The organism is Larkinella insperata, from assembly GCF_026248825.1.
Lineage (GTDB): Bacteria > Bacteroidota > Bacteroidia > Cytophagales > Spirosomataceae > Larkinella > Larkinella insperata.
Map to the genome: position 1 here is coordinate 398990 of NZ_CP110973.1, position 15793 is coordinate 414782.

Below are 15793 nucleotides of genomic sequence, written 5' to 3' on the forward strand. Positions count from 1 at the left end.
TATGAATACAACCATTGATACCCTCGTCATCCTCGTTTTCTCGGCTTTCGTGCTGGGAATCGGGATGCTGTTTGCCCGGACCGGCCGCAACCTGAAGTCGTTTTTCGCGGGCGGTGAAGCCGTGCCGTGGTTCATCGGCGGCTTATCGCTGTTCATGAGTTTTTTCTCCGCCGGAACATTCGTGGCCTGGGGCTCCATTGCCTACAAACACGGCTGGGTAGCCATCACGATTCAGTGGACCATGTGCATCGGCGCGCTGGTGACGGGCTTGTTTCTGGCTCCCCGCTGGAAAGCCACGGGCGCGTTGACAGCCGCCGAGTTCATCCGCGACCGGCTGGGCACGACGGTTCAGAAAGCATATATTTTCATCTTTACGCTGGTATCGCTGTTTATCAAAGGCTCAGTCTTGTATCCGGTGGCCAAGCTGGTTAGCTCGTCGCTGAACCTGCCGCTGGTGCCCTGCACGATTGGATTGGGTATTTTCATGATTGCCTACACCGCTGTGGGTGGACTTTGGGCCGTGATGGTCACCGACATTTTGCAGTTCGTGGTGCTCTCGGCCGCGGTGTTCATTCTCCTGCCGCTTTCGCTGGACCGCGTCGGCGGATTCGACGGTTTTACGCAGGCCGTTCCCGACGACTTTTTCAACCTCCTTAACGGCGAATATACCTTTGGCTTCGTCATGGCTTTTGTGATCTACCACATCTGTTACATCGGCGGCAACTGGACGTTCGTGCAGCGGTACACCAGCGTCGACAGCCCGAAGTCGGCCCGCAAAGTGGCGTTTCTGTTTGCCGGTTTGTACCTCGTCAGCCCCGTCATCTGGATGTTGCCGCCGATGATTTACAAAGCCATTAATCCCTCGCTGACGGGTCTGGACACGGAAAACGCCTACCTGATGATCTGTAAACTGGTTCTGCCGCCGGGGCTGCTGGGCCTGATGCTGACGGGCATGTATTTTTCCACCTCGGCCAGCGCCAACACGGCGTTGAACGTAGTCTCGGCGGTTTTTACCAACGACATCTACAAAGGACTCATCAACCCGCAGGCGTCGGACCGGCAACTGATGCGGGTCGCGCGTGGTTCGTCCTGGTTTTTCGGTTTGGGCATGATCGTCATTGCGCTGCTGGTTCCGGCGGCTGGCGGAATCGTGGAAGTGGTCTTGAGCATTTCGTCTATTTCGGGCGGGCCGCTGCTGGCTCCCCCGCTCTGGGCCTTGTTTTCCAAACGTTTGACCGGCAAAGCCACGCTCTGGATCACAAGCATCGGTTTGCTGGTCAACCTGTTTTTCAAAGCGGTTTCGCCCTGGCTGCTGGATTTCAAACTGACGCGTGGAGCCGAAACCATCATCGGCGTTGGCCTGCCGCTCCTACTTTTGCTGGCCTACGAACTCTGGGCGGCCCGTTCGCGCAGCAAAATAGCCGCGGAAGAACTGTCGTACCAACAAACTAAAACGCAAGCCGCCGAAACCGTCAGCCCGGAAGAAGCCATCGAAGTCAAAAAGCAAAACCGGTTTGGACTGCGGATCATTGCCGTCTCGCTGGCTTTTACGGCGGTGATGCTGCTCGGTCTAAGTTTCCTGACGACAAAAGGAGCCACGATAACGGCCGTCATTTCCGGGGTTGTTCTGGTGGCTTCGCTCATTCCCTGGCGGGCGTCCCGGCGCGTCCAGATCCCGTCGCTTCCATCCCATTCCGAAACGTTAGCCCAATCCAGTCACGAATAATTCAGGGAAAATCATTTCCCATATCTTCCATGAAATCAATTCATCACCTGCTTTTTTTTCTTCTTTTCCCCCTGTCCACGGTCTCGTTTGGGCAGTATTCTGTCCGCGATCCGAAGGCCATTCCGCTTAATGGCGAGTGGGTTTTTGCGATGGACCCGAACGACGTGGGCCAAACCGCCCAATGGTACCGGGAAGATGCCCCGCTCAATCGCTGGAACAAGGTGACGGTGCCGCATTGTTTTTCGGTCGATCCGCGCTACCAGTTTTACACCGGAACCGTCTGGTACCGCCGGGGATTCCCCTGGCAGCCGACCACCGGCAAACGGGTGTTGCTGCACTTCGACGCAGCCTACTACGAAACCGCCGTCTGGATTAATAACCAGAAAGTCGGCACGCACGAGGGCGGGTATACTCCCTTTCATTTCGACGTTACCGATTACCTGAAAGCCGGTACCAACACCCTGGCTGTTTCGGTCAATAACAACACCTGGCGGACCGGCACCATTCCCGGGTCAAAGGACAACAACCAACCCAACGACCCGTTTCCCGGCTGGATTAATTACGGCGGTCTGATTCGCCCGGTTTACCTGACCGTTGAACCCGCCGTTTACGTCGAAAACGTTAAAGTGGACGCCACGCCCGATCTGGCGAAAGGGACGGCTGCGCTGAAAATCAAAACCCGGATTCGCAACACCACCGGCCAACCGACCACGCCGAAGCTGACGTTCCGACTCGAACAAAACGGCAAACCCGTTAACGTTACCTGGAAACAGCAAGCCGGCCCGACGACCAACCAGACCACGGTTTGGGAAGCCGAAACGGGCCTGAAAGCCACCGACGTAAAACTCTGGAGCGTCGATCAGCCGACCTTGTATGAACTTCAGGTGGTAGCCGCAACCGATACCGTCCGCACGCATTTCGGCATCCGGAAGGTGGAAGTGAAAGGCACGCAGTTGCTGCTTAACGGGCAGCCGATCAAGGTTGCGGGCGGAAACCGGGTGGTCGATTATCCGAAGCTGGGGTCGCTGGAACCGGACTGGCTGGTGGAAAAAGACCTGCGGCTGATGAAGGAAGCAGGCATGGAACTGCACCGCCTGACGCACTACACACCCGCCGAAACCATCTACGACTGGGCCGACCGCAACGGAATGCTCATCATCACCGAAGCCGGTAACTGGCAACTGACGCCCCGGCAGATGGACAACGACACCATCCGCACCAAGTTTCGGCAGCAGTTTCGCGAGATGGCCGAGCGCGACTGGAACCACCCCAGCGTGATTGCCTACAGCGTGGGGAATGAATATCTTTCCGAGCAACCCGCCGGGCAGCGCTGGACCAAAGACATGATTGCCTACGCCCGCGAGCTCGACCCCACGCGCTTGTACACCTTCGCGTCCATGCGCCTGAACATTCTGCCCAAAAAGCCAGAAGACGAAGCCAGCCAGTACTGCGATTTTATCTCGACCAACACCTACGGCAATCACGCGCCGATTCTGAAACACATTCACGCGCTGTACCCCGACAAGCCAATTTTCATCAGTGAGTACGGCACCCGCGCCGACGGGAAAGACGGCGAAGCGGGGCAGGTCGCGCACCTCGAAAAGTTTCTGAGCGACATTCGCCAGTTGCCGTATGTGATCGGTGCGTCGTGGTGGTCGTACAACGATTACCTGAGCCGACACGACGGCACCAACCCGGACGGTACCCGCCCCTGGGGGCTGGTGCGGCACGACCGCTCGAAACGGCCTTTGTACGACACCCACCGCAGCGGCATGGCTCCCGTAACGGTCGAAAAAGTGAGTTGGACGCCCGGCCCGGAAGGTGTGCACCAACTCAAACTCCGGATCACGGCCCGAAACGACTTCCCGGCGTATGCCATCAAACAGTACCAGTTGAAAACCGGGGCTTCAACCCGGCGCATCCCCGATTTGCAGCCGGGCCAAACCGCCGACTTCACACTGCCGGTCAGCGGCTTTGACAAAACCCTGACCATCGAAATCTTAAAACCAACGGGCTTTTCTATTCTAGAACAAACGATTGATCTAACGAATGATACGCGAACAAGCAACCGATAAACGAACGCCAAAAACCGTTCGGTACGAAGCTGATTTGATTGTGGTGGGCGGAGGGCTTTCCGGTACCTGTTGCGCCATTACGGCCGCCCGCGCGGGCACCCGCGTGGTGCTGGTGCAGGACCGTCCGGTACTGGGCGGCAATTCGTCCAGCGAAGTCCGGCTGTGGGTGCTGGGGGCCACTTCCCACATGGGCAACAACAACCGCTGGGCCCGTGAAGGCGGTTTCATCGACGAGGTGTTGCTGGAAAACCTGTACCGCAATCCCGAAGGCAACCCGCTCATTTTCGACACCATTTTGCTCGAAAACGTGATGAATGAGCCCAATATTACCCTCCTGCTGAACACGGCGGTGTATGAGGTCGAGAAGTCGGGGCCGGAAACCATCAGCGGAATAAAAGCTTTTTGTACGCAAAACAGCACATCGTACGAACTGGTGGCTCCGCTGTTCTGCGATGCCTCGGGCGACGGTATTGTAGCGTTTCAGGCCGGGGCGGCTTTCCGGATGGGGGCCGAATCGACGGAAGAATTTGGTGAAAAATTCGCCCCTACGGCTGAATATGGCGAGTTGCTCGGCCATTCGCTGTATTTCTACACGAAAGATACCGGCAAACCCGTCCGGTTTGTGCCCCCGGCCTACGCCTTGCAGGACATTACCAAAATCCCGCGTTACCGGCGGTTCAACGCCAAAGAATTCGGTTGCCAGTTGTGGTGGATTGAATACGGCGGGCGGCTCGATACCGTACACGATACGGAAACAATCAAATGGGAACTCTGGAAAGTGGTGTACGGCGTCTGGAACCACATCAAAAATTCCGGCCAGTTTCCCGAAGCCGAAACCATGACGCTCGAATGGGTCGGCCAGATTCCCGGCAAGCGCGAAAGCCGTCGGTTTGAAGGCGACTATATGCTAAAACAACAGGACGTGGTCGAACAACGCACACACCCCGATGCCGTGGCTTTCGGCGGCTGGTCGCTGGATTTGCACCCCGCCGACGGCGTATTTTCCGAAAAACCGGGCTGTAACCAATGGCATAGCAAAGGCCTGTACCAGATTCCGTACCGTTGTTTATACAGCCGCAACGTTAAAAACCTGTTCGTGGCCGGGCGAATCATCAGTGCCTCGCACGTGGCTTTTGCCTCGTCAAGGGTGATGGGGACCAGCGCGCACGGCGGACAGGCGGTGGGTATGGCGGCCGCTCTCTGTACGCGCGACGGCCTGCTTCCCCGCGATTTAACCGAGCCCGTCCGGATGCACGAATTGCAACAGGAACTGCTCAAAACCGGGCAGCACATTCCGGGTCTGCACCTGTACGACAGTTCCGATCTGGCCCAGAGCGCTACCCTGACGGCTTCCAGCGAACTGCGGCTGAACGAGCTACCGGCCGACGGTCCGTTGACGCCGTTAACCTCGTCCGTTGGTCAGATGCTTCCTCTGCCTGCCGGGCCGGTTCCGCAGCTAACGGTTGGGGTGAGCGCCGACGAGGATACCACGCTGACCGTGGAACTGCGCCGGAGCAGCAAGCCGGAAAACCACACACCGGACGTGACGCTGCAAACCCTGACGGTTCCAGTCCCGAAAGGTCGGCAGGAAGTGGCCCTGAATTTTGAGGCAAACCTCGAAGAACCTGCCTATGTGTTTGTCTTGTTCATGAAAAACGAGCACATCCGACTGCCATACAGCACCTTGCGGGTAACGGGTATTTTGTCGGTTTTCAACAAGGTGAACGCGGCTGTTTCCAACTTCGGGAAGCAGGAGCCCACCGAAGACATTGGCGTAGAAGCGTTTGAATTCTGGACCCCGGAGCGACGGCCCAAAGGACTGAATCTGGCGATGAACATCAACCCCGGCATTGCGCTGTTCGGCGTCGAGAACCTGCGCAACGGGGTGCAGCGGCCCACGAATCAGCCCAACGGTTACGTAGCCAGCCCAACCGACCCGAACCCGACGGTAACACTGGCGTGGCCGGATGCGCAGCGCATCAGCCGCGTGGAACTGTTTTTCGACGGTGATTTTGACCATCCGCTCGAAACCGTCATCATGACGCACCCCGAAACGGAAGTGCCCTTCTGCGTCCGGGATTACATGCTCTGCAACGACCGGAAAGAACGCATTTTCCAGAAAACGGACAACCACCAGACCCGCAACACCATTCGGTTTGACCAGCCCGCTGAAACCCGGAGTCTGACGATTCATTTAAAAACCATGAACGGACCGGCCCCGGCGGCTTTAATGGAAGTGCGGGTTTATTAAAAAAACTGCTATTTGTTCCTCAAGATCGGATACAATCTGCCAAGAGCGCGGATTATATCCGATCTTTCTATTTTCATATTTTATAAACTCTTGTATCATTATTGCTACATCGGATTGGCTTATTCCAAAATATGATCTTGCAAAGCTGGAATAAATGTGCCTTAGCCGCTTATTTAATGACAATTCTCATCATTTTTATCTATCATAAATCAATTAATTCAATAAGGTCGGCATCGAATTTCTTCTCATTTTTGTCAGGAAATGATTTCCTGACAACCTGTATAAAATTCTTCAAACTATGAAAAATCATATTGTATCCGTAGGTTCACAGTTCCCGGAGTTCAAAAAACTGGCGGTTGTTTCCCTGGAGAAAGGCAACGAGTTTTACGAAATTTCTTCCGACGACCACAAATCGGCTGGCAAATGGCTGGTAATGTTCTGGTGGCCGAAAGACTTTACGTTTGTTTGCCCGACCGAAATCGCCGAGTTCAATAACAAATACGAAGACTTTACCGACCGCGACACGATGGTGATCGGTGCTTCAACCGACAGCGAATTTGTTCACCTGGCATGGCGTAAAAACCACGACGATCTGCGTGGTTTAAAATTCCCGATGCTGGCCGATACGTCGAAGTCACTGGCCGACGAACTGGGTATCCTGGAAGCCAACGAAAAAGTAGCTTACCGCGTAACGTACATCGTTGATCCCCAAGGCATCGTTCGTTGGTTATCGGTTAACGACCTGTCGGTTGGCCGGAACGTTAACGAAGTAATCCGCGTACTGGACGCCCTGCAAACCGATGAGCTTTGCCCCTGCAACTGGGTAAAAGGCGAAGAAACGCTGAACGCATAATTTCAATTTTGACCGGGTCACCGGCGCGATGATGGAATGAGTGAATGATAGAATATTCTTCCAGTGTATTTTATTCACTCATTCTATCATTTAGTCATTCTATCATTAAAACCATGACCACTTCCATTCAAAACGAAACGGTTCTGTCGTTACTGACCAATCTGGGGCTGGATACGACGGCTTCTTATCCGGTTCTGGAAACGCTCGCCCAGGTTGACCAACGGTATCTGCGCGATCTGAAAATCAACGTTGGCAACGTGCTGAATAACAGCCAGCACCTGACGAAGAAAGAAGCCAGCCTGCTGGCGTTGTCAGTAGCAGTCAACGAAAAATACCAGTCACTGATCGACAGCTTTTCGGCGCTGGCTCGTCAGGAAGGCGCTACGGACGCTGAAATTGCTGAAACAGTTGCCTGCACTTCGCTGTTAAGTACAAACAACGTTTTCTACCGGTTCCGGCATTTCACCGGGAAAGACTACTACCAGCAAACGCAACCCGGTATCCGGATGAGCATCATGATGAACCCGGTGTTGGGCAAAGAGTTTTTCGAACTGGTGAGTCTGGTGGTTTCCGCCGTAAACGGTTGCGAATTGTGCGTTCGTTCGCACGAAGAAAGTGTCCTGAAACACGGCGCTACGGAAGCACGGGTTTTCGACGCCATCCGGTTAGGTTCGGTCGTTAAAGGCTTAATTACCGTTCTATAAGTTATAAATTACACTTCATCGACAAACCGGCAGGGCTTCTCAAGCTCTGCCGGTTTTTTTGTGACCAGATAATCAGTTAGCGACGTCTGGTGGAGCCTGCACTAGTCCAGATTGGCTCCGCTGGCGTATTCTACCATACCTCCTCTTTTTTAACTATAGCATGAAAAAAGTTTTGCGTATTCTGGCCCTTGTCGTCGGCGTTTTTGTCCTGCTGATCGCCGGTAGTGTTGCTTACATCAAAACGGCACTCCCCAACGTGGGTCCTGCGCCGGCGTTAACCATCCAGGCGGACTCCGCACAAATTTCGCGCGGAAAGTACCTGGCCAATCACGTTGCGGTCTGCATCGATTGCCATTCTGAACGGGATTGGAAAGTAGTGGCGGGTCCGCTGGTGCCGGGAACGGAAGGAAAAGGCGGAGAACCCTTCACCCACGACATGGGCTTTCCGGGCAGTTATTACGCAAAAAACCTGACGCCGGCCCACCTGAGCGGCTGGAGCGACGGCGAAATTTACCGGGCCATCACAACCGGGGTGAGCAAAGACGGTCACGCCCTGTTTCCGGTGATGCCGTACCTGAATTATGGCAAGGTTGACCCGGATGACATCAAGGCCATTATTGCCTACGTCCGGACGCTGAAACCCATCGAAAATCCGTCCATTCCCGCGTCGCAGTCGGACTTTCCGATGAATGTAATTATCAACACAATGCCCGCGAAAGCCGAGGGCGGGAAGCGTCCTGACCCAGCGGATTCGGTGGCTTATGGCCACTATGTGCTAACGTTTGCGGGTTGTGGCGAGTGTCATACGCCGGTAGACGACAAGGGGCAACCGTTGCCGGGCATGACGCTGGCGGGCGGCCGCGCGTTTGCTATGCCGCCTGGTACGGTCCGCTCGTCAAACCTAACTTCCGATCCGGAAACGGGCATTGGCAGCTGGACCAAGGAAGCGTTTGTTTCGCGGTTCAAAGCAGCCCAAAAAGACGATTTTAAGCATCCTGCGACGCTTGAACACGCCGGATTCAATACGATCATGCCGTGGCGGATGTACAGCGGCATGAGCGAACAGGACCTGGGAGCGATCTTTGCGTACCTGAAAACCGTCACACCAGTAAAAAACAAGGTTACCGTGTTTACGCCGAGGGGAAAAGAAATTGCCTCACGCTAAAAGAAAAGACCCGCCGAGAAGCGGGTCTTTTTTCCTTCTATCTCTTCCCGAACGTCAACGTATCAATGCGTTCTGTACTTTTATATCGGCTAAAGTAAAGTTTGAAAATGGTCAGGCCGGTTCTATTACGCAGCCTTTTTGACCAAATCAACCAGTAATTCAATCCAGAGGGGGCTGTCGTTCAGGCTCTCGACCAGTTGCCAGCGTTTGCCGCCGTGTTTTTCAAATAACTCTTTGTACTCCTCTCCCACTTCAATCGTTGTTTCCAGGCAGTCGGCCACAAAGGCGGGTGAGAAAGCCAGCACACTTTTTACGCCTTTTTCGGCCAATTCCTGCACCACATCTTCGGTGTAGGGCCGAATCCAGGGATCTTTTCCGAGCCGCGATTGAAATGTCGTCGTGTACTTTCCCTCCGGTATGCCCAGCGCCCGCACCAGCAGCCGGGTGGTTTCAAAACACTGCGCCCGGTAACAATACTGGTTCATGGCGTGGAGCGATGAGCAACACTCGCCCAATTTGCAGACCTGCCCCGTCACATCACCTTTCCGGATTTGCCGTTCGGGCAGGCCGTGGTAGCTGAACAGGTAGTGCTCAAACGATTCCTTCTGCATGTACGGGCGGGCGCGCTGCACGAAGCCCTCAATAAACTTGGGATGATCCAGGAAGCTGTTGGTAAATTCAATCCGCGGAATAATCTGCCATTTCCCCACAATCTCCATCACCTTTTCGTACACCGAACCCGTGGTGGCCGAGGCATATTGCGGAAAGAAGGGAATGACAACCAGATCGGTTAAGCCCAACTTCTGAAATTCCGAAAGACCAGCTTCTATGCTCGGATTCTGATACCGCATCGCCAGTTTGACCACGTAATCGTCGCCCAGTTGCTTCTGCAGTTCCCGCTCGACAACCTCGCCGTAATACTTTAACGGGGAACCATTTTCGGTCCACACCTCCCGGTATACCTTCGCGGACTTGGGCGCCCGAAAGGGGGCAATGATGCCGTTCACCAGCGCATAACGCTGCACGTACGGAATGTCGATGACCCGCCCATCCATTAAAAACTCCCTGAGGTATTTCCGGACGTCCGGCACCGACGGGCTGTCGGGCGTTCCAAGGTTGACGATCAGAACGCCGGTTTTGCCGATCGACTTGCGGGCAGCCGGAGATTGTTTCAAGACGGGGACATCCATACCGGGTACTTCCATGACTTAATAGTGAATTGATAAATCAAAATTACAACGGAAAACCGTATCAATTCAATCAATATCTTTTATTTTTACATCGAAAAAATTTATATCCGTTCGATGATGCATCCTGACCGTTGACGGATGGCTAACAAAAAGCAGTTTAGAAAGTCTTTATGCCTTCGTACCGAACTCATCCGACCCAGCGTCGTCTTTTCATCCACCATCAATTTGACCATCCGATTCCTTTTCAAACCGTTTTATCACCACAACCACACTGTTAATGACTCTTTCGCAGCTCGAATACATTGTTGCCGTTGACACCTACCGCCATTTTGCCACAGCCGCCGACCACTGCCACGTTACCCAGCCGACTCTCAGCATGCAAATCCAGAAGCTGGAGGACGAGCTGGGCGTTCTGCTGTTTGATCGCTCGAAGCAGCCCGTCGTACCGACCGAAACCGGTCAGGTTATTTTAGATCAGGCGCGCGATGTTCTGCGGGCGGCCCGGCGTATTCCGGAAATTGTGAAAGAATCACGGGAAGATTTCAGCGGAGAACTCAGGCTGGGCATCATCCCGACCTTAGCGCCCTACCTGCTACCCTATTTCATTGGTCAGTTCATCGACCAGTATCCGGCCGTAACCGTACAAATCCAGGAAATGATGACGGAACAAATTCTGGAACGGCTTAAAAACGGTTTAATCGACGTGGGTATCGTAGTAACTCCGCTGGATGAAAACGGTTTGCTGGAAATTCCGCTGTTCTACGAACCGTTCGTACTCTACGCGGCCAATTCACACCCGCTTTTTGAGAAACCCGCCATTGCTTCCAACGACCTCAAAACTGAAGGATTGTGGCTTTTAACTGAAGGGCACTGCTTTCGGAACCAAGTAGTTAGCCTCTGCGGAACCGACAAACGGCAGAGCGGCAGCCAGCCGCTCCGCTACGAAACCGGTTCACTTGAAACCCTGATCAAACTGATTGATAAACAGAACGGTTTTACCCTTCTTCCTTATCTGGCAACGGTGGACATGGACGATACCCGCAAAGCTCGCATCCGGCCTTTCGAAGACCCTCAACCCGTGCGGGAAGTCAGCCTGGTCACGCATCGCAGCTTTCTCAAACGGAAACTGATCGACGCGCTCAAGCATGAAATTTTGGCTCACCTACCCGCCGAGCTGACTACAAAGAAAAAGAACACCGTTGTTCACATTTAACGACGGCCAAACCGGCGACGGTTGCCGTTGCGGAAACCGTTGCCGGCCGCTTCACTTCGGTTGCCGGTAGTATTTCCGGCCGTCTGCGGGCGGGTTGGCTGCTCCGGTGCTGCAACGGCCGGTGCCGTTCCCAGCGGATACGGGTGGTTATCAACCACCGGAATGGTCTTGGCAATCAGCTTATTGATGTCGCGCAGGTATTCTTTCTCCTCCGCATCGCAGAACGAGTAAGCGACCCCATTGTTACCGGCGCGGCCCGTCCGGCCAATCCGGTGAACGTAGGTTTCGGGAACGTTGGGTAATTCGTAATTGATTACGTGCGAAAGTTCTTCCACGTCGATGCCCCGGGCGGCAATGTCGGTAGCAACCAGTACGCGGGTCTGGCGGGTTTTGAAGTTGGAAAGGGCGCGTTGGCGGGCGTTCTGTGACTTGTTCCCGTGGATCGCTTCGGCCTGAATTCCCGCTTTCGCCAGATCTTTGGCCACTTTATCCGCTCCGTGCTTCGTTCGGGCAAATACCAGCGCCGAGCCAATCGTTGGGTCATCCAGCAGGTGAATCAGCAGCCGTTTTTTGTTGGCTTTATCAACAAAATAGACGGATTGCTTCACGGTCTCGGCGGTGGACGACACCGGTGTTACTTCTACTTTAACCGGTCTTTTCAGAATGCTATCGGCCAGTTTAGCCACATCCGGCGGCATGGTTGCCGAGAAAAACAGCGACTGCCGCTGGGCTGGCAGCTTGGCAATCACTTTCTTAACGTCGTGCACGAAACCCATGTCGAGCATCCGGTCGGCTTCGTCGAGTACAAAGAGTTCAATGGTCCGCAGGTCGATAAACCGCTGGTTCATCAGATCGAGCAGGCGGCCCGGCGTGGCAATCAAAATATCAACCCCAGCTTTCAGGGCCTGCGTTTGGGCGTGTTGCGATACACCCCCAAAAATAACCGTATGACGCAGGTTAAGGTATTTTCCGTAAGCCGTGAAGCTTTCGCCAATCTGAATGGCGAGTTCACGCGTAGGGGTCAGAATGAGGGCTTTAATGGGGCGTTGACCGCGCTCGCTCCCTTTCTGTTCGCTCAGAATTTGCAGGATGGGAATGGCAAAAGCAGCCGTTTTCCCGGTGCCGGTTTGGGCGCAACCCAGCAAGTCCTGGCGGTCCAATAAGACGGGAATGGCTTGTTCCTGGATAGGTGTGGGAGTGGTATAACCTTCGGCGCTCAGCGCCTTTAAAATAGGCTCAATGAGCGGTAATTTCGTAAAAGACATGTGTTGAAGTTAGGTACTTACATCTGTACAACTGTTTTGCGACAAATAAAGTGCCATGCAACTTCTACTCACCCATTCAATTGCCAGTTTAGGCTAATTCATCGCGGACTTCCATCAAGGCAAAACCTAATAAATTCTGGCCGGGCCATTTGACCGGAGTAGCCCGGTCGGGATGATCACTGGCCAGGCCGATACCCCATATCGGATCAACCGGACTAGCTTCAACCAGAATTTGTTCTTTCGTCCGCAACAGAAATTCTCTCAGTACCTGATTTTGAGAAAACTTATAGAAATTACCTTTCTTGACCACGCCGTAGCAGCTATTGTTCCAGACGATCGAATCGAAGTTTTGCACGGTTCTGCCCATTTTTTTCGCTTCGGCTGGCGTTTGACAACATAGAATAGCCATCAAGGCCGCTTCGTCTCCAAACAAGCGGGCCTTCTCAGCCATCATCCAGTGTTCAGCGGTTTTATAAACGACGTCCGAAACGGTAAAGGGAGACTCCCACCACTGACTAAAACAACTTTCGCTGATCTGTCCGTCTTTTCGGGGTTGATGTCCCCAGAAAAAAACGTATTCCAGCCGGTTCTGCCGGTTATACTGATCGATTAGCCAAGGCAAATTATAGTTCATATTCCTCCATAAATCAAATCATCAGCAACCGCCAGACGCCGGAAATCAGCAGCAGAACCAGGCTAATGGGCGTCAGAACTTTCCAGCACAGAAACATCATCTGATCAACCCGCACGCGGGGGAAAGTCCAGCGAACCCACATTTGCAGCAGAATCGCCAGCATGGCTTTGGAGAAAAGCCAGAAAAACCCGGTAATGTTGCCCCAGGCCGTACCCGGCAAACCGCTCGTCCAGTCGGCCAGCCGCAGAGGACCGATGTTGGGTAAAGGCGTATTCCAGCTTCCCAGAAATAGAATTGCGCCCAGAAACGACACCAGCAGCATCATGGCGTACTCCGACAGCATCAGCAGCGCAAACCGCATACCGCTGTACTCGGTATTATACCCCCCCACCAGCTCGGATTCTCCTTCGGGCAGGTCGAACGGCGCCCGGTTGCTCTCGGCCAGGGTGGTGATAAAGAAAATAACGTAGGCAATCAGCAGAAACGGGTTGCGAAAGATGTTCCAGCTAAAAATACCGCCCCAGTTGGTAACGTCAATGTTCAGAAATTTCAGACCAAATAGGTAGTTGGTTTCTTCGGCATAAATACCCTGCTGAAAGCTCATCTCCTGCAAATTCAACGTCTGCCCGATCATGACGGCGCACAGAATCGTCAGTCCCAGCGGTATTTCGTACGACACAATCTGGGCCACCGAGCGCATGGCCCCCAGGAGCGAGTACTTGTTGTTGGAACCCCAGCCCGCCATCATGATCCCGATAACATCGACTGACACAATCGCCATCAGGTAAAAAACCCCCACCTCGGTTGTGGCTCCCTGCAGATCGGGCGAAAGCGGCAGAACGGCATATCCGGCAAAAACCGAGGCAAAAATCACCATTGGCGCCAGTAGAAAAAGCCGTCGGTCGGCGGCCTTGGGCACAATGTCTTCCTTTTGCATCAGTTTCAGCAAATCCGCAATCAACTGCAGCAAACCGTATTTCCCGACTTCCATTGGGCCGAGCCGGTCCTGAATAAAGGCCGAAACTTTGCGTTCGAGATAAACCCCGACCACCACAAAACTAACGGCAAGCACTAACGAAATGGGAAGAGCGAGCATATCTGTACGCACGGACTTCAGCCCGTGTTTGGATCCTGAGCATCGGCGCAATTTCTGATTATCGCCGAAAAACCGTATTGGCTCTCAAAGATAGGTACGTCCGGGCAATATCGTGGACTTTAGCCCGCGCAGACATGAAACATTTCTGCCAAATAGCCCTTCCTTCCCGCAAACAGGTCAGGAACCAAACCAGCTTGAACTCACAAAACCTTCCAGCCCACCGCCCAGACCCGGCCCCCCGGCTTGAGTTGGTCTGCTTTCGGCAGCGGCACCCCCGCCAGCCCGGTCTGGGGATTCAGGCCGATCAGGGTGAGTTTGTAAGGCCGCTGGTCAGCGGCCGAAACCAGTTTAGTTGACCGTAGAAAAATCTGACCCGAACGCCGATCCACATCGTCTACGAGGGCGTACAACAGGTCATTTTTATCGAGTTTCTGATCGCCAATCTGCGTTGTTTCCGTCAACCGAAACTGCCACATTTGCCCAACGGCCACCTTACCCGGTTTGACGAGTTCGGCCTGCACATCCCCTTTGAACAAGGCCGAAGGAACGGGTTTCGGGCGCGACAAGGCCCCCAATAGGCTGTCCACCGAAGCGCTTTCAAACCGCAGTTCCAGACTTTCTTTCGGCTCGATGGCAAAACCGACCGGCTCCGGTTCTTCGGCCGGAATAATTCCTTTGGCAATGGCCTCGGCCCGTTCGCGTTCGTACGAGTTGGCTGCGGCCATCAGGTTACTGGTCAGGTACTGTCCCGGAAATTGAAAAAACTCCTTGACGGCCACAATCTTGTAGAGATAGTCGCTCGTTTCCTGGTTCATCGACAGAAAATAGTAATTCGTTTCGTGCTGCTTTTTCATGTGCGACTGCATCCGGCCAATGCCGCCGTTGTAGGCCGCGGCCACCATCGTCCACGAACCCAGGTTCCGGTATAGAATCCGCAGGTAGCGACAGGCCGCGTCAGTCGATTTGAGCAGATCCTTGCGTTCATCCACTTTATCGCTCAGTTTCAAACCCAGCTCCGTGGCCGTTTCCGGCATGAGTTGCCAGTACCCCACGGCCCCCTTATGCGAAACGGCATCGGCCTGCAAGCCACTTTCGACCACCGCCAGGTACTTAAAATCGTCGGGAATCCGGTATTTTTTCAGAATCGGTTCAATGATCGGGAAATACTGCGCAAGGGCCCGGCGACGGAAGCTGATGAGGTAGTTTTGCGACGACACATTCCGCATCAGCGCCACGGACAAGTTGTGAGCCACGGCCCCGCTTTCGACCGGAACGGGTTCCCCGCAGAAATGAACACCGGCTGGTTTGGGAACCGAAGCCGTTCGAACCGGCAATTTGCCCGGCCCACTGCGGGATTTACGTTGGCCCAACGCCGTGGTTGTAACACCAATACTGAAGAAACTAACGAGGAAAATAATACTATAAAACCGTTGTTGATGCACGCCCTAAAACCTTGGTTGTCATTGCAAAAACGCCCACAAATCGTGATGCGTTCCGGTTAGACGGATATTTTGTAAAAGGTCACGGCAAAGGGCCATGAAAATCAGATTATTCCTTTTAGTTGACTCGTAAGTTAATGTCTATTAATTTTTACAACCAAATTTGACACAAAAGCTCGCTT

General features: G+C 53.9%; 12 protein-coding genes. 7 read left to right on the forward strand and 5 right to left on the reverse strand.

The window, feature by feature from the left end; all coding sequences use genetic code 11:
• Position 1 precedes the first annotated feature (1 nt).
• The 6 genes from OQ371_RS01475 to OQ371_RS01500 all read left to right on the forward strand — a co-directional run bounded on the left by OQ371_RS01475 (position 2) and on the right by OQ371_RS01500 (position 8774).
• Positions 2-1726 carry a sodium:solute symporter family protein gene (locus tag OQ371_RS01475; protein ID WP_265991897.1) on the forward strand — a complete coding sequence of 575 codons (1725 nt, stop codon included), beginning with the start codon at positions 2-4 and terminating at the stop codon, positions 1724-1726.
• 29 nt (positions 1727-1755) lie between these two features.
• Positions 1756-3801, forward strand: a complete 2046-nt coding sequence (locus OQ371_RS01480) for a glycoside hydrolase family 2 protein (protein WP_265991898.1) — start codon at positions 1756-1758, stop codon at positions 3799-3801.
• Entirely contained in the window at positions 3776-6052 is a 2277-nt protein-coding gene (locus tag OQ371_RS01485) for an FAD-dependent oxidoreductase (protein WP_265991899.1), read from the forward strand. The genes OQ371_RS01480 and OQ371_RS01485 overlap by 26 nt, the downstream gene beginning before the upstream one ends.
• A 298-nt stretch (positions 6053-6350) precedes the next feature.
• Complete coding sequence (locus OQ371_RS01490) at positions 6351-6905, forward strand: peroxiredoxin (RefSeq protein ID WP_265991901.1); 555 nt, start codon at positions 6351-6353, stop codon at positions 6903-6905.
• Between the two features lie 113 nt (positions 6906-7018).
• Complete coding sequence (locus OQ371_RS01495) at positions 7019-7609, forward strand: carboxymuconolactone decarboxylase family protein (protein ID WP_265991902.1); 591 nt, start codon at positions 7019-7021, stop codon at positions 7607-7609.
• Between the two features lie 160 nt (positions 7610-7769).
• Positions 7770-8774, forward strand: coding sequence for a c-type cytochrome (locus OQ371_RS01500; protein ID WP_265991903.1), 1005 nt, complete (start codon positions 7770-7772; stop codon positions 8772-8774).
• A 125-nt stretch (positions 8775-8899) separates the two neighbouring features.
• Here OQ371_RS01500 and hemH read toward each other — a convergent pair whose 3' ends face one another.
• On the reverse strand, positions 8900-9964 hold the full coding sequence (gene hemH / locus OQ371_RS01505) for a ferrochelatase (protein ID WP_265994370.1): 1065 nt from the start codon (positions 9962-9964) through the stop codon (positions 8900-8902).
• A 277-nt stretch (positions 9965-10241) separates the two neighbouring features.
• Between hemH and OQ371_RS01510 the strand changes: the two genes are divergently transcribed.
• Positions 10242-11177: a hydrogen peroxide-inducible genes activator gene (locus OQ371_RS01510; protein WP_265991905.1), complete on the forward strand. Its 936-nt coding sequence runs from the start codon at positions 10242-10244 to the stop codon at positions 11175-11177.
• Here OQ371_RS01510 and OQ371_RS01515 read toward each other — a convergent pair.
• From OQ371_RS01515 to OQ371_RS01530, 4 genes are all read right to left on the reverse strand, one after another.
• Positions 11174-12442 (reverse strand): DEAD/DEAH box helicase, encoded by a 1269-nt coding sequence (locus OQ371_RS01515; protein ID WP_265991907.1) that lies wholly within the window; start codon positions 12440-12442, stop codon positions 11174-11176. The genes OQ371_RS01510 and OQ371_RS01515 overlap by 4 nt on opposite strands.
• An 88-nt stretch (positions 12443-12530) precedes the next feature.
• Positions 12531-13076: a riboflavin biosynthesis intermediates N-glycosidase gene (gene ybiA / locus OQ371_RS01520; RefSeq protein ID WP_265991909.1), complete on the reverse strand. Its 546-nt coding sequence runs from the start codon at positions 13074-13076 to the stop codon at positions 12531-12533.
• A gap of 13 nt (positions 13077-13089) precedes the next feature.
• Positions 13090-14172 (reverse strand): complex I subunit 1/NuoH family protein, encoded by a 1083-nt coding sequence (locus OQ371_RS01525; RefSeq protein ID WP_265991910.1) that lies wholly within the window; start codon positions 14170-14172, stop codon positions 13090-13092.
• 200 nt (positions 14173-14372) lie between these two features.
• Positions 14373-15542: a lytic transglycosylase domain-containing protein gene (locus OQ371_RS01530; protein ID WP_265991912.1), complete on the reverse strand. Its 1170-nt coding sequence runs from the start codon at positions 15540-15542 to the stop codon at positions 14373-14375.
• Positions 15543-15793 lie beyond the last annotated feature (251 nt).

Bases quoted from the DNA above. Each gene is read 5' to 3' on its own strand.
- OQ371_RS01515 (WP_265991907.1), bottom strand. From the start codon at position 12,442: ATGTCTTTTACGAAATTACCGCTCATTGAGCCTATTTTAAAGGCGCTG.
- OQ371_RS01500 (WP_265991903.1), top strand. From the start codon at position 7,770: ATGAAAAAAGTTTTGCGTATTCTGGCCCTTGTCGTCGGCGTTTTTGTC.
- OQ371_RS01525 (WP_265991910.1), bottom strand. From the start codon at position 14,172: ATGCTCGCTCTTCCCATTTCGTTAGTGCTTGCCGTTAGTTTTGTGGTG.
- OQ371_RS01485 (WP_265991899.1), top strand. From the start codon at position 3,776: ATGATACGCGAACAAGCAACCGATAAACGAACGCCAAAAACCGTTCGG.
- OQ371_RS01475 (WP_265991897.1), top strand. From the start codon at position 2: ATGAATACAACCATTGATACCCTCGTCATCCTCGTTTTCTCGGCTTTC.
- OQ371_RS01480 (WP_265991898.1), top strand. From the start codon at position 1,756: ATGAAATCAATTCATCACCTGCTTTTTTTTCTTCTTTTCCCCCTGTCC.
- OQ371_RS01510 (WP_265991905.1), top strand. From the start codon at position 10,242: ATGACTCTTTCGCAGCTCGAATACATTGTTGCCGTTGACACCTACCGC.
- OQ371_RS01495 (WP_265991902.1), top strand. From the start codon at position 7,019: ATGACCACTTCCATTCAAAACGAAACGGTTCTGTCGTTACTGACCAAT.
- ybiA (WP_265991909.1), bottom strand. From the start codon at position 13,076: ATGAACTATAATTTGCCTTGGCTAATCGATCAGTATAACCGGCAGAAC.
- OQ371_RS01490 (WP_265991901.1), top strand. From the start codon at position 6,351: ATGAAAAATCATATTGTATCCGTAGGTTCACAGTTCCCGGAGTTCAAA.
- hemH (WP_265994370.1), bottom strand. From the start codon at position 9,964: ATGGATGTCCCCGTCTTGAAACAATCTCCGGCTGCCCGCAAGTCGATC.